Source organism: Streptomyces sp. Alt3 (assembly GCF_030719215.1).
Lineage (GTDB): Bacteria > Actinomycetota > Actinomycetes > Streptomycetales > Streptomycetaceae > Streptomyces > Streptomyces glycanivorans.
Genome location: NZ_CP120983.1, coordinates 2,295,674 through 2,308,154, shown reverse-complemented (window position 1 = coordinate 2,308,154; position 12,481 = coordinate 2,295,674). Strand labels below are relative to the sequence as shown.

General features: G+C 71.7%; 13 protein-coding genes. 10 read left to right on the top strand and 3 right to left on the bottom strand.

Annotated features, from left to right (window positions below):
- Positions 1 to 42 precede the first annotated feature (42 nt).
- From P8A20_RS09645 to P8A20_RS09615, 7 genes are all read left to right on the top strand, one after another.
- Positions 43 to 801 (top strand): hypothetical protein, encoded by a 759-nt coding sequence (locus P8A20_RS09645; protein WP_306103336.1) that lies wholly within the window; start codon positions 43 to 45, stop codon positions 799 to 801.
- Between the two features lie 52 nt (positions 802 to 853).
- Complete coding sequence (dxr, locus tag P8A20_RS09640; RefSeq protein WP_187282154.1) at positions 854 to 2,116, top strand: 1-deoxy-D-xylulose-5-phosphate reductoisomerase; 1,263 nt, start codon at positions 854 to 856, stop codon at positions 2,114 to 2,116.
- Positions 2,113 to 3,423 (top strand): M50 family metallopeptidase, encoded by a 1,311-nt coding sequence (locus tag P8A20_RS09635; protein WP_147959749.1) that lies wholly within the window; start codon positions 2,113 to 2,115, stop codon positions 3,421 to 3,423. The genes dxr and P8A20_RS09635 overlap by 4 nt, the downstream gene beginning before the upstream one ends.
- A 173-nt stretch (positions 3,424 to 3,596) precedes the next feature.
- Positions 3,597 to 4,754 carry a flavodoxin-dependent (E)-4-hydroxy-3-methylbut-2-enyl-diphosphate synthase gene (ispG, locus tag P8A20_RS09630; RefSeq protein WP_306103335.1) on the top strand — a complete coding sequence of 386 codons (1,158 nt, stop codon included), beginning with the start codon at positions 3,597 to 3,599 and terminating at the stop codon, positions 4,752 to 4,754.
- 156 nt (positions 4,755 to 4,910) lie between these two features.
- Positions 4,911 to 5,756 (top strand): GNAT family N-acetyltransferase, encoded by an 846-nt coding sequence (locus P8A20_RS09625; protein WP_147959751.1) that lies wholly within the window; start codon positions 4,911 to 4,913, stop codon positions 5,754 to 5,756.
- Between the two features lie 29 nt (positions 5,757 to 5,785).
- Entirely contained in the window at positions 5,786 to 6,364 is a 579-nt protein-coding gene (locus P8A20_RS09620; RefSeq protein WP_306103334.1) for a GNAT family N-acetyltransferase, read from the top strand.
- A 106-nt stretch (positions 6,365 to 6,470) separates the two neighbouring features.
- Complete coding sequence (locus P8A20_RS09615; RefSeq protein WP_147959753.1) at positions 6,471 to 8,174, top strand: proline--tRNA ligase; 1,704 nt, start codon at positions 6,471 to 6,473, stop codon at positions 8,172 to 8,174.
- A 55-nt stretch (positions 8,175 to 8,229) separates the two neighbouring features.
- Here the strand turns inward: P8A20_RS09615 and P8A20_RS09610 are convergent, their stop codons facing one another.
- Genes P8A20_RS09610 through P8A20_RS09600 form a run of 3 tightly spaced genes read right to left on the bottom strand, consistent with a single transcriptional unit; the run spans position 8,230 to position 10,221 of the window.
- Positions 8,230 to 9,144, bottom strand: a complete 915-nt coding sequence (locus tag P8A20_RS09610; protein WP_147959754.1) for an aminoglycoside phosphotransferase family protein — start codon at positions 9,142 to 9,144, stop codon at positions 8,230 to 8,232.
- A gap of 43 nt (positions 9,145 to 9,187) precedes the next feature.
- A complete protein-coding gene (locus tag P8A20_RS09605) occupies positions 9,188 to 9,700 on the bottom strand; it encodes a ferritin-like domain-containing protein (protein WP_147959755.1) in 513 nt (170 codons plus the stop codon).
- Entirely contained in the window at positions 9,697 to 10,221 is a 525-nt protein-coding gene (locus P8A20_RS09600; RefSeq protein ID WP_147959756.1) for a hypothetical protein, read from the bottom strand. Before P8A20_RS09600 ends, P8A20_RS09605 begins: the two co-directional genes overlap by 4 nt.
- Positions 10,222 to 10,391: 170 nt before the next feature.
- On the opposite strand from P8A20_RS09600, the gene rimP reads away from it, so the two are divergent.
- From rimP to P8A20_RS09585, 3 genes are all read left to right on the top strand, one after another.
- Entirely contained in the window at positions 10,392 to 10,889 is a 498-nt protein-coding gene (gene rimP, locus P8A20_RS09595) for a ribosome maturation factor RimP (RefSeq protein WP_147959757.1), read from the top strand.
- 2 nt (positions 10,890 to 10,891) lie between these two features.
- Positions 10,892 to 11,932 carry a transcription termination factor NusA gene (nusA, locus tag P8A20_RS09590; protein WP_147959758.1) on the top strand — a complete coding sequence of 347 codons (1,041 nt, stop codon included), beginning with the start codon at positions 10,892 to 10,894 and terminating at the stop codon, positions 11,930 to 11,932.
- A 152-nt stretch (positions 11,933 to 12,084) separates the two neighbouring features.
- On the top strand, positions 12,085 to 12,363 hold the full coding sequence (locus P8A20_RS09585; RefSeq protein ID WP_147959759.1) for a YlxR family protein: 279 nt from the start codon (positions 12,085 to 12,087) through the stop codon (positions 12,361 to 12,363).
- The last annotated feature ends 118 nt before the right edge of the window (positions 12,364 to 12,481 follow it).

The following is a 12,481-nucleotide window of genomic DNA, read 5'->3' as shown; positions in this document are numbered from 1 at the left end:
CGGACACCGGGCGCGGCCCGTCAACGGGAGACAGGGGCAGGGATGTTCGGGGTGCGCGGGGCGGGCGGCGGGCGGGGAGCCGTGGCGGCGGGATGCGTGGTGGCGGCCCTCGTGGCCCTCACCGGATGCGGCGGCGGTGGCGACGACGGCAAGGGCGAGGCCGGGAAGGCCCCCGCCCCCTCCCGCCCGGCGGTCTCCTCCGGGGCGCTCACCGAGTCGCAGCTCAGCGCCGTCGCCTTCCGTGACGGGGAGCGGGCCGGAGACCTCACCGCCTCCGAGTACGCCCTGGACGGGCCGCTGGGCGACGCCTACACCGCCGCCCCCGCCGTCTGCCAGCCACTCGTCAGCCTCGCGGGCGACGTCAGCGGCCTCCCGCCCGCCGCCCAGGTGCAGCGCAAGGCCGACAAGCCCGAGGAGATGCTCGGAGTCACCGTCGACGTGACGCTGCGCTCGTACGCCGCCGACGGGGCGGCGAAGGTCATGAAGGCGCTGGACCAGGCCGGCCGGGAGTGCGCCGGGGGCTTCACCGAGGAACGGGCCGTCGCGCGCGCCCGCTACGAGAAGGCCGAACCGGCCGCGCTGCCCGGCTTCGCGGACGAGGCCGACGAGGCGAAGGCGTACCGCTTCACCGTCCTGGACGTGAAGGGGAAGCTGAAGCTCTACGAGTACCTCACCGTCCTGCGCTCCGGCTCCACCACCCTCGCCTTCCGCGGCGAGATCCTGGGCACCCAGGACATCGGCGGGGTCCCCGAGGACGTCATGGCCGCCCAGTGGAGGAAATTCCGTGCCGGGCAGGCCTGAGGCACGCCCCGGCGGGGGCGCGCTGTCGGCGCGCACAGCGGATGCGGCAACAATGGGGTCCATGAGCGACAGCCCCGCACCCCTCGCCGATCCGCATCTCGTCTTCGACGCCGCCGAAGGCCGCCGCGATCTGGTGATCCTCGGCTCCACCGGGTCCATCGGCACGCAGGCCATCGACCTGGTCCTGCGCAACCCCGGACGTTTCCGCGTCACCGCGCTCTCCGCCGCGGGCGGCCGGGTCCGGCTCCTCGCCGAGCAGGCGCGGCAGCTGCGCGTCCGCACGGTCGCGGTCGCCGACGAGGACAAGGTGCCGGCGCTCCGTGAGGCGCTGCGCGAGGTCCACGGGCAGGGCGAGCCGCTCCCGGAGATCCTGGCCGGCCCCGACGCCGCCGCCGAGCTCGCGGGCAGCGAGTGCCACACCGTGCTGAACGGGATCACCGGCTCGATCGGCCTCGCCCCCACGCTCGCCGCGCTGAAGGCGGGCCGCACCCTCGCCCTGGCCAACAAGGAGTCGCTGATCGTCGGCGGCCCCCTGGTCAAGGCACTGGCGGCCCCCGGCCAGATCATCCCGGTCGACTCCGAGCACGCCGCGCTCTTCCAGGCGCTCGCCGCGGGCAAGCGCGCCGACGTCCGCAAGCTCGTCGTGACCGCGTCCGGCGGCCCGTTCCGGGGGAGGACGCGGAGCGAGCTGGCCGACGTCACCCGCGAGCAGGCCCTGGCACACCCGACCTGGGCCATGGGCCCGGTCATCACGGTCAACTCCGCGACCCTGGTCAACAAGGGGCTGGAGGTCATCGAGGCGCATCTGCTCTACGACATCCCCTTCGACCGGATCGACGTCGTGGTCCACCCCCAGTCGTACGTTCACTCGATGGTGGAGTTCACCGACGGCTCGACCCTCGCCCAGGCGACCCCGCCCGACATGTGCGGCCCCATCGCCATCGGTCTCGGGTGGCCCGAGCGGGTCCCGGACGCGGCCCCCGCGTTCGACTGGACGAAGGCCTCCAGCTGGGAGTTCTTCCCGCTCGACACCGAGGCGTTCCCGTCCGTCGGGCTCGCCCGGCACGTGGGCACCCTCGGCGGCACCGCGCCCGCGGTCTTCAACGCGGCCAACGAGGAGTGTGTCGACGCCTTCCTCGCGGGACGGCTGCCGTTCAACGGAATCATGGATACGGTCACATCGGTGGTGGCCGAACACGGCACCCCCGCCACGGGAACTTCACTGACGGTCGCGGACGTCCTCGAAGCGGAGACCTGGGCCCGTTCCAGGGCCCGCGAACTCTCGGCGGCAGCGACAGCGGAGGCGCACGCATGAGCATGACGACGATCCTGATGACGATCCTGGGGATCGCCATCTTCGCCGTGGGTCTGTTGTTCTCGATCGCCTGGCACGAACTGGGCCACCTGTCGACGGCCAAGCTCTTCGGCATCAGGGTGCCGCAGTACATGGTCGGCTTCGGCCCGACGATCTGGTCGCGCAGGAAGGGCGACACCGAGTACGGCATCAAGGCCATCCCCGCAGGCGGCTACATCCGCATGATCGGCATGTTCCCCCCGGGGCCGGACGGCCGACTGGAGGCGCGGTCGACCTCTCCCTGGCGCGGGATGATCGAGGACGCCAGGTCCGCCGCCTTCGAGGAGCTCCAGCCGGGCGACGAGTCGCGCCTCTTCTACACGCGCAAGCCGTGGAAGCGCGTGATCGTGATGTTCGCCGGGCCGTTCATGAACCTGGTCCTGGCCGTCGCGATCTTCATGGGCGTGGCCATGACCTTCGGCTTCCAGACCCAGACCACCGAGGTCGCCGGCGTCCAGCAGTGCGTGATCGAGCAGAGCGAGAACCGCGACAGCTGCAAGGCCTCCGACCCGGTCTCGCCCGCCAAGGCCGCCGGACTGCGGGAGGGTGACAGGATCGTCGCCTTCGACGGGCAGCGGATCGACGACTGGGCGACGCTCTCGGACCGCATCAGGCAGACCACCGGCCCGGCCACCATCACCGTGGAGCGCGACGGCGAGGAGCAGACCCTGCACGCCGTGCTGCAGGAGAACACCGTCGCGCGGAAGGACGCCGACGGCGAGGTGGTCCCCGGGAAGTTCGTCACCGCCGGCTATCTCGGCTTCGCCGCCAACACGGAGATCCTGCCGCTCTCCTTCGGCGACTCGGTCGTCCGCATGGGCGACATGATCGAGAACGGCGTCGACTCGATCATCGCCCTGCCCTCCAAGATCCCCGACCTGTGGAACGCGGCCTTCAGCGACGGGGAGCGTGCCGACGACTCGCCGGTCGGCGTGGTCGGCGCCGCCAGGATCGGCGGCGAGGTGATGAACCTCGACATCCCGGCGCAGAACCAGATCGCGATGATGCTGTTCCTCCTCGCCGGCTTCAACCTCTCGCTGTTCCTCTTCAACATGCTGCCCCTGCTGCCGCTGGACGGCGGACACATCGCCGGTGCGCTCTGGGAAGCCCTGCGCCGCAATCTGGCCAAGGTCTTCAGGCGGCCCGACCCCGGACCGTTCGACGTGGCGAAGCTCATGCCCGTCGCCTACGTGGTCGCAGGCATCTTCATCTGCTTCACGCTGCTGGTCCTCGTCGCCGACATCGTGAACCCCGTCAAGATCACCTGACGTCCGACGGTGTGCGGCCGGGCACCCGGACGGGGGTCCGGCCGCACACCACGGCAGCCGCCCGGCGACGGGGTGCGTCCCCGCCGGCTCCGGTGCCGTAACCTCGAATCCTGGAGCCCGCCGTTCTCGGGACCTCGATCCACACTGATCCACACCTTGGGGATGCTCAGCGCATGACTGCGATTTCTCTCGGAATGCCGGACGTTCCGACCAAGCTCGCCGACCGACGGGTCAGCCGCCAGATCCAGGTCGGGACGGTGGCGGTCGGTGGCCACGCACCGGTCTCGGTGCAGTCGATGACGACGACGCGCACGTCCGACATCGGTGCGACGCTGCAGCAGATCGCGGAGCTGACGGCCTCGGGCTGTCAGATCGTCCGGGTCGCGTGCCCGACGCAGGACGACGCCGACGCGCTGGCGACGATCGCCAGGAAGTCCCAGATCCCGGTGATCGCGGACATCCACTTCCAGCCGAAGTACGTGTTCGCGGCGATCGACGCGGGCTGCGCGGCGGTCCGTGTGAACCCGGGCAACATCAAGCAGTTCGACGACAAGGTCAAGGAGATCGCGAGGGCGGCGGGCGACGCCGGCACCCCGATCCGCATCGGCGTCAACGCGGGTTCGCTGGACGCGCGGCTGCTGAGGAAGTACGGCAAGGCCACGCCCGAGGCCCTCGTGGAGTCGGCGCTGTGGGAGGCGTCGCTGTTCGAGGAGCACGGCTTCCGCGACATCAAGATCTCGGTCAAGCACAACGACCCGGTCGTCATGGTGAACGCCTACCGTCAGCTGGCGGCGCAGAGCGACTACCCGCTGCACCTGGGCGTGACCGAGGCCGGCCCGGCGTTCCAGGGCACCATCAAGTCCGCCGTGGCGTTCGGCGCGCTGCTCTCCGAAGGCATCGGGGACACGATCCGGGTGTCGCTGTCGGCCCCTCCGGCGGAGGAGGTCAAGGTCGGCCTGCAGATCCTGGAGGCGCTGAACCTCAAGCAGCGGCGTCTGGAGATCGTCTCCTGCCCGTCCTGCGGGCGTGCGCAGGTGGACGTGTACAAGCTGGCCGACCAGGTGAGCGCCGGCCTGGAGGGCATGGAGGTCCCGCTGCGGGTCGCGGTGATGGGCTGCGTCGTCAACGGTCCGGGTGAGGCCCGTGAGGCCGACCTGGGTGTCGCGTCCGGAAACGGCAAGGGCCAGATCTTCGTGAAGGGCGAGGTCATCAAGACCGTCCCCGAGTCGAAGATCGTGGAGACCCTCATCGAGGAGGCCATGAAGATCGCGGAGCAGATGGAGAAGGACGGCATCGCCTCGGGCGAGCCCCAGATCTCCGTCGCAGGCTGACCGCCCCCGCCTTTCCGCGCCGTGCCCCGCAGGCCCTGCCTGCGGGGCACAGCCGTGTGCGGGCCCGGTCCACCGGGCCTTTCCCCCTGCGGAGCGGCACCCCACAGTCTTGACGGGTACAGTGCGGACATCAGCAGACCGTTCGATGAGGCCCCAGTGTTGACGCAGACCACTACCCGGGTCCTCGACCCCGGCGAGCTCCCCGCCGCGCTCGCCATCCTTGAGAGTGCCCCCGTCGAGAACGCCTTCGTGACCTCCCGGGTCCAGGTCGCCGGGCTCGACCCGTGGCGGCTCGGCGGCGAGATGTGGGGCTGGTACGCCGACGGCCGGCTGCGCTCGCTCTGCTACTCCGGGGCCAACCTCGTGCCCATCTGCGCCACCCCCGAGGCCGTCAGGGCCTTCGCCGACCGTGCCCGCAGGGCCGGCCGCCGCTGCTCCTCGATCGTCGGCCCCGCAGGCCCCACGGCCCAGCTGTGGCGCCTCCTCGAACCGAGCTGGGGCCCCGCCCGTGAGGTGCGGCCCAACCAGCCGCTCATGGTCACCGAGCAGCCCTCGGCCGAGGTGGCGGCCGACCCGCTCGTGCACAGGGTCCGCAAGGAGGAGATGGACGTCCTCATGCCGGCCTGCGTGGCCATGTTCACCGAGGAGGTCGGTGTCTCCCCGCTGGCCGGCGACGGCGGGCTGCTCTACCAGGCGCGGGTCGCCGAACTGATCACCACCGGCCGCTCCTTCGCCCGCATCGAGGACGGCAAGGTCCTCTTCAAGGCGGAGATCGGCGCGGCCACCCCCCGCGCCTGCCAGATCCAGGGCGTCTGGGTAGCCCCCGAGGCCCGTGGCCGGGGACTTTCCGAGACGGGCATGGCGGCCGTCCTGCGCTACGCCCTCGACGACGTGGCACCGGTCGTCAGCCTGTACGTGAACGACTACAACACCGCCGCGCGCAGGGCCTACAGCCGCGTCGGCTTCCAGGAGACGGGCGCGTTCATGAGCGTGCTGTTCTGACCGACCGTACGGCCAGTAGGGTTCCCCGCATGGCAGCAGCAACCCCCATGTCCCCCTGGGGCTCCGGGACCCCCGACACCGTGGTCGGACCGCTCGACCTGGCCGCCCGGGTCGACGAGGCACTCGTCGTCCAGGCCCACGCCTTCGGGCTCTCCCAGGACGAGATCGACGTACGCCGCCACATCGTCCTGCGGCACCTCGACGACCCGGGCGCACGGTCCTTCGGCGCCGTCGCCGCCGACGGACGGCTCGCCGGATTCGTCTACGGGCTGCCGAACAGCCGGACGCACTGGTGGTCCACCGTCGTCGAACCGTATCTGCGCGTCACCGGATCCGAGGACTGGCTCGACGACTCGTTCGTGATCACCGAACTCCACGTCCACCCGGAGTTCCAGCAGCGCGGCATCGGCCGCAGCCTGATCACCACCATCACGGACACCGTGGACCTGCCCCGCTCCATCCTCTCCGCGATCGACACCGACAGCCCCGCACGCGGCCTCTACCGCGCCCTGGGCTACCAGGACCTGGCCCGGCAGGTGCTCTTCCCGAGCGCGCCCAAGCCGTACGCCGTGATGGGCGCGCCCCTCCCGCTGCGCCGCCGCGGCTGAGACCGTCCGCCCCCCCATGCGCGGGGCGGCCCGGGGAATGGATTTCCGCCCGCGCGGGCGGCCCGGTTAACCTCGGGCTCACCACCCTTGCGAGCAGGAGTTCATCATGGCCCAGGTCCAGCGCATGTCCCGATTGATGATCAAGACACTGCGCGACGACCCGGCGGACGCCGAGACGCTCAACCACAAGCTCCTCGTCCGCGCCGGTTACGTACGCCGCACCGCGGCCGGTATCTGGTCGTGGCTGCCGCTCGGCAAGAAGGTGCTGGAGAACATCACCCGCGTCGTCCGCGAGGAGATGGACGCCATCGGCGGCCAGGAGGTCCTGCTCCCCGCGCTGCTGCCCAAGGAGGCGTACGAGGCGAGCGGGCGGTACGACGAGTACGGCGACCTGCTGTTCCGCCTCAAGGACCGCAAGGGCGCCGACTACCTCCTCGGCCCCACCCACGAGGAGATCTTCACCCAGGTCGTCAAGGACATGTGCTCGTCCTACAAGGACCTGCCCGTGATCCTCTACCAGATCCAGACCAAGTACCGCGACGAGGCCCGCCCCCGCGCCGGCGTGCTGCGCGGCCGCGAGTTCCAGATGAAGGACTCGTACTCCTTCGACACCACCGACGAGGGCCTGGCCGAGGCGTACCAGCTGCACCGCGCCGCCTACATCCGGATCTTCGAGCGCCTGGGCCTCGACCACCGCATCGTCTCCGCCGTCTCCGGAGCCATGGGCGGCTCCGCGTCCGAGGAGTTCCTCGCCCCCGCGCCCGCCGGCGAGGACACCTTCGTCGACTGCCCGAACTGCGACTACGCCGCCAACACCGAGGCGGTGACGTACAAGGTCACGACGATCGCCGACGCCTCCGCCGCAGGCGCCGTCGAGGAGCTGGACACCCCCGACACCCCGACGATCGAGTCCCTCGCCGCGCACCTCGGCGTCCCGGCCTCCGCCACCCTGAAGAACCTGCTGATCAAGGTCGACGGCGAGATCGTGGCCGTGGGCGTGCCCGGCGACCGCGAGGTCGACCTGGGCAAGCTCGGCGAGCACCTCGCCCCCGCGGTCGTCGAGCTCGTCACCGCCGAGGACTTCGTGGGCCGTCCCGACCTCGTACGCGGCTACGTCGGCCCGCAGGGCCTGGAGAAGGTCCGCTACATCGCCGACCCCCGCGTCGCCGCGGGCACCGCCTGGATCACGGGCGCCAACAAGGAGGGCAAGCACGCGAAGAACGTCGTCGTGGGCCGCGACTTCGAGGTCGACGACCACCTCGACGTCGTCGTCGTCGAGGCGGGCGACCCCTGCCCCGCGTGCGGCACCGGCCTCCAGGTGGACCGCGCCATCGAGATCGGCCACATCTTCCAGCTCGGCCGCAAGTACGCCGACATCTTCTCCCTCGACGTCCTCGGCCAGCAGGGCAAGCCCGTCCGCGTCACCATGGGCTCCTACGGCATCGGCGTCTCCCGCGCGGTGGCCGCACTCGCCGAGCAGACCGCCGACGACAAGGGCCTGTGCTGGCCCCGCGAGATCGCCCCGGCCGACGTGCACGTCGTCGCCGCCGGAAAGGCGCTCCAGACGGAGCTCGCCCTCGACGTCTCCGAGAAGCTCAACGCCGCGGGCCTGCGCGTCCTGGTCGACGACCGCGCGGGCGTCTCGCCCGGCGTGAAGTTCACCGACTCCGAGCTCATCGGCGTCCCCAAGATCCTTGTCGCGGGCCGCCGTTCGGCCGAGGGCGTCCTGGAGCTCAAGGACCGCCGCACGGGCGAGCGCGAGGAGCTCACGGTCGACGAGGCGATCGCACGGCTGACCGACCAGGGCTGAACCGGCAGGACAGCACGAAGGGCCCCGCGCGCCGCGCGGGGCCCTTCGCGTACCGCTACAGCCAGTCGGCGAACTCCAGGGACATCTCGCCGTCCTGGGTACGTCCCACCGTCAGCGCCCGCGTGCCGGACTCGACGGCGCGGAACAGCGTCCAGCCGCGCAGGCGCGCCTGGTCGACGTCCAGGGATTCGGCGAGCTTCTTGACCCGGCGCCGGGCCGTCGCGGCACCACCGGGCGAGGCGATCAGGTCCTCGACCCGGTCGCGCACCAGCCGCGCCAGGTCGTACGCGCGCTCGCCGGTCAGGGGCTCCGGGCCGACCGCCAGCCAGGGGGCGCGTTCGCCCGACAGGACCTTGCTCTGCCGGAAGTTGCCGTGCAGCAGGAAGAGTTCGGGGGAGTCCTGGACCAGCTCCTCGCGGGCCGCCAGGGCCGCCGAGACGAGAGGCCCGAGTGCGGGGTCCCGTTCGGCCGCCGCGCGCATGGGGTCCAGCTGCCGGGCGGTGCGCTCGGTGACGGTCTCGAAGCCGTGGCCGGCCGGAGGCTCCACCCACAGGCGCCGTACCGTCCCGGCGGCCTCCAGCAGGGCCTTCGCCTCGGGCAGCGAGCGCAGCGAGACCTCGTGGTGCAGCCGCTCCAGCAACAGGGTGCCGTCCGGCACCGCGGCGTCAGGACCGGCCAGGAGCTCGACGGTGCCCCAGCCGTTCCAGTGTGCGAGCGCCGCGCGTTCGAGCCCGGGAGCGGCCCCGGGAGGCGCGATCTTCAGCACACCGGGCGTGCCGTCCGCCCGGCGCACCAGGAGGACGAGGGCGGTGCGCCCACCGGGGGCGCACACCCGCTCCAGGGAGACCGCGTGCGCGGACAGCGCGTCGTCGGTGAGCGCGGGGAGCCGCGCGAGCCACTCGGCGGCGGCCGCGTCCCCGTACGTCTCACCGAGCGCTCGCACCAGCCGCTGCGGCGGTTCAGAACCCATACGTGCCGTGTTCCCTTTCAGAGCGTGATCCCGGAGCGGGATCTCAGTGCGTGACCCCCGTGGCCCCTGCCTCCGCCGTGTTGTCCGGCGGGGCGGCCTTCTCGGTGAGCCCTGGAAAGGCTACGCCGGTGCCGCGCCAGCGCGCCGCGCGCACCGCGGCCTCCCGGAGGGCACCCGCGGCGTCCTGCCGCAGCGGGCCGCGGGCGGCGCGTACGAGGTCGGAGTACACACCCGCGACCCGGTCCTCCAGCACCGCGGCCAGCCGCATCGCGGACGCCGGGTCCCGCACCGCGAAGGGCAGCGCGTACGCGGCCCTCGCCGCGACCGGCGTGCCGCCCAGGTCGCGCACCGTCCGTACGAGCGCGTCCCGCCGGGCCCGGTGGGCGTCGGAGGCCGCCGTCGCGTCGCGGCGGCGGCTGCCCTCCAGCCGTCCGCCCAGCGTGCCGTAGCCGTACACCGAGGCGTGTTCGGCCGCGAGTGCGGCCTGCGCGGCCCGCAGCGTGCCGTCGGCGTCGTCGCCGCTGCGGGCTTTGCCCTTTCCCGCCACCTGCGTCATGCCGGGGTCTCCTTGGCCAGTTCGGTCAGCAGATACGCGTGTGCCGCGCCGGCCGCGGCGATCGAGGCCAGCAGCCTCGCCAGTTCGGGTTCGGCGGTCAGCAGGGCCGTGGCCCGTCCGTCCGCCACCCGGCGCTCCTCGGCCGCCAGTTCCTTCAGTGCCGCCCGCGCGTCGGCGGGGGCGGCCGGCGGGGTGGGGGCAGGTGACCCGCTCGCCTTCCTCGCCGGCCCGCCCAGTGCCGCCAGGTGTTCGCGGACCGCGGCACCCATCGGCGCGATTCCCGCCTCCGTCAGCGGGTGGGCGGCAGCGACCTGTTCGTAGCGGGAGAGCAGCGAGGCGCTGTCACGGGCGGCGGCGGCCCGCAGCGCCGTTCCCTCCCGGAGGGCGGCGGTCCTGGCGTCCGCGCCGCCGGGTGCCGTGCGGTTCTCCGGCCCGTCCCCGCAGCCGGTCAGCACCGCACCCAGGGCGACTGCTCCCGTGGCGGTGAGCGCACTCCTGCGCGTCGTCCCCGTGCGGCGCACTTGTCTCCTTCAGCCTGGTTTTTGACAGTTTCTGACCCGAAGTGATCACCGAAGGTGAGCGTACCCGCGGCCGGGCGGGAGGCGGACGGCAACACCCCTGCGGACCGGATACCCTTTGACCTGACACGCGAGATCCCCACAACAGCACACGCGGCCGAGGAGTCACCCGGATGAGCACCACCCAGAGCGACAGGCTGCGCGGGCTGCTTGAGCCGCTCGTCAGCGCCAAGGAGCTTGACCTCGAGGAGATCGAGGTGTCCCGGGCGGGCCGGCGGCGGGTGCTGAGAGTCATCGTGGATTCCGAGGACGGCGTGGAGCTCGACACCTGCGCGGAACTCAGCCGCAGCATCTCCGAGACGCTGGACGAGACCGACGCCATGGGTGAGGGCGAGTACGTCCTCGAAGTGAGCTCTCCGGGCGCGGACCGCCCGTTGACCGAGCACCGCCACTACGTACGCGCCACCGGCCGGCTCGCCCGGCTCACCCTGGACGAGGGCGGCGAGCTTGTGGCCCGCATCCTCGGGGTGGACGACGAGGGGCTCGATCTGGAAGTGCCGGGCGTCAAGGGCCGCAAGCCCACGTCGCGCCGTGTCGCCTTCGACGAGATCAGCAGGGCGCGCGTGGAGATCGAATTCAACCGCAAGGACAAGAAGGAAGAGGAGGCGTAGCCGTGGACATCGATGTGAAGCTTCTGAAGGGCTTGGCGCAGGACAAGGAGATCCCCTTCGACGTGCTCGTCGGGGCGATCGAGTCGGCCCTCCTCATCGCGTACCACCGCACCGAGGGCAGCCACCGCCGTGCGCGCGTCGAGCTGGACGCCTCCGGCCACGTCACGGTGTGGGCCAAGGACGACCCGGCCGAGCTCGAGGAGGGCCAGGAGCCCAAGGAGTTCGACGACACGCCGTCCGGCTTCGGCCGTATCGCCGCGACCACCGCCAAGCAGGTCATCCTGCAGCGGCTGCGCGACGCCGAGGACGACAGGACGTTCGGGGAGTACGCGGGTCACGAGGGCGACGTCGTCACCGGCCTGGTCCAGCAGGGCAAGGACCCGAAGAACGTCCTGGTCGACATCGGCAAGCTGGAAGCCATCCTGCCGGTGCAGGAGCAGGTGCCCGGCGAGGAGTACACGCACGGCCTGCGGCTGCGCACGTACGTCGTACGTGTGGCCAAGGGTGTGCGCGGACCTTCCGTCACGCTCTCGCGCACCCACCCCAACCTCGTGAAGAAGCTCTTCGCGCTGGAGGTCCCGGAGATCGCGGACGGGTCGGTCGTCATCGAGGCCATCGCCCGCGAGGCGGGCCACCGCACCAAGATCGCCGTGCGCTCCACCCGCGCCGGGCTGAACCCCAAGGGCGCCTGCATCGGTCCGATGGGCAGCCGTGTGCGCAACGTCATGGCCGAGCTGCACGGCGAGAAGATCGACATCGTGGACTGGTCGGACGACCCCGCCGAGATGGTCGCCAACGCGCTGTCACCCGCGCGGGTGAGCAAGGTCGAGGTCGTGGACCTCGGCACGCGCTCCGCCCGGGTGACCGTGCCCGACTACCAGCTGTCCCTGGCGATCGGCAAGGAGGGGCAGAACGCCCGCCTGGCCGCCCGGCTCACCGGCTGGCGCATCGACATCCGCCCGGACACCGAGACCGACGCCGAGCGGGACGTGGCCGACCGTGAGCGCGCCGAGCGCGCCCGGGAGCGTTCCGAGCGCGGCTGAGACCCCCGGAGCCGGTCCGGGGCCCGCCGCGGGCGGCGCCTGGACCGGCTCCCAAGGAATAGATCAAGGCGCGATGCCGCTGAGATCACGACAACATCCGTTCGATTTATGCCCCGAAGGGGTGTGGTCGATGCGGGGAGGTAGACTTAGCCGTGTCTGGCCGGACGCACGCCCGCGCTTGCCCCGAGCGAACCTGTGTGGGATGCCGGGAGCGAGCGGCCAAGAGCGAGCTGCTGCGCATCGTGGTGGACGAGGGAGAGGTTGTCCCTGATCCACGCGGTACGCTGCCCGGCCGGGGTGCGTACGTACACCCCGCCTCCGTCTGTCTCGACCTGGCGGTCCGCCGCCGGGCATTCCCCCGGGCCTTCAAGGCCAAGGGGCCGTTCGACCCCGCCGCACTGCAGCGGTTCGTCGAGCGGGTGACACCGTAGAAAAGTGAACGGCACGGGTCCCCGTGCGGTCAGGTACCTCGCGAGTTGGAAGTAGGTCGAGATTGCGATGAGCACTCGATGAGTACGCGATGAGTACGCCCATGAAGTAGCGACGGTC

Coding starts and splice junctions, on each gene's coding strand:
- P8A20_RS09620 (WP_306103334.1), top strand. CDS start 5,786: ATGGCAGCAGCAACCCCCATGTCCCCCTGGGGCTCCGGGACCCCCGAC.
- P8A20_RS09610 (WP_147959754.1), bottom strand. CDS start 9,144: ATGGGTTCTGAACCGCCGCAGCGGCTGGTGCGAGCGCTCGGTGAGACG.
- P8A20_RS09615 (WP_147959753.1), top strand. CDS start 6,471: ATGGCCCAGGTCCAGCGCATGTCCCGATTGATGATCAAGACACTGCGC.
- dxr (WP_187282154.1), top strand. CDS start 854: ATGGGGTCCATGAGCGACAGCCCCGCACCCCTCGCCGATCCGCATCTC.
- P8A20_RS09645 (WP_306103336.1), top strand. CDS start 43: ATGTTCGGGGTGCGCGGGGCGGGCGGCGGGCGGGGAGCCGTGGCGGCG.
- rimP (WP_147959757.1), top strand. CDS start 10,392: ATGAGCACCACCCAGAGCGACAGGCTGCGCGGGCTGCTTGAGCCGCTC.
- P8A20_RS09635 (WP_147959749.1), top strand. CDS start 2,113: ATGAGCATGACGACGATCCTGATGACGATCCTGGGGATCGCCATCTTC.
- P8A20_RS09605 (WP_147959755.1), bottom strand. CDS start 9,700: ATGACGCAGGTGGCGGGAAAGGGCAAAGCCCGCAGCGGCGACGACGCC.
- ispG (WP_306103335.1), top strand. CDS start 3,597: ATGACTGCGATTTCTCTCGGAATGCCGGACGTTCCGACCAAGCTCGCC.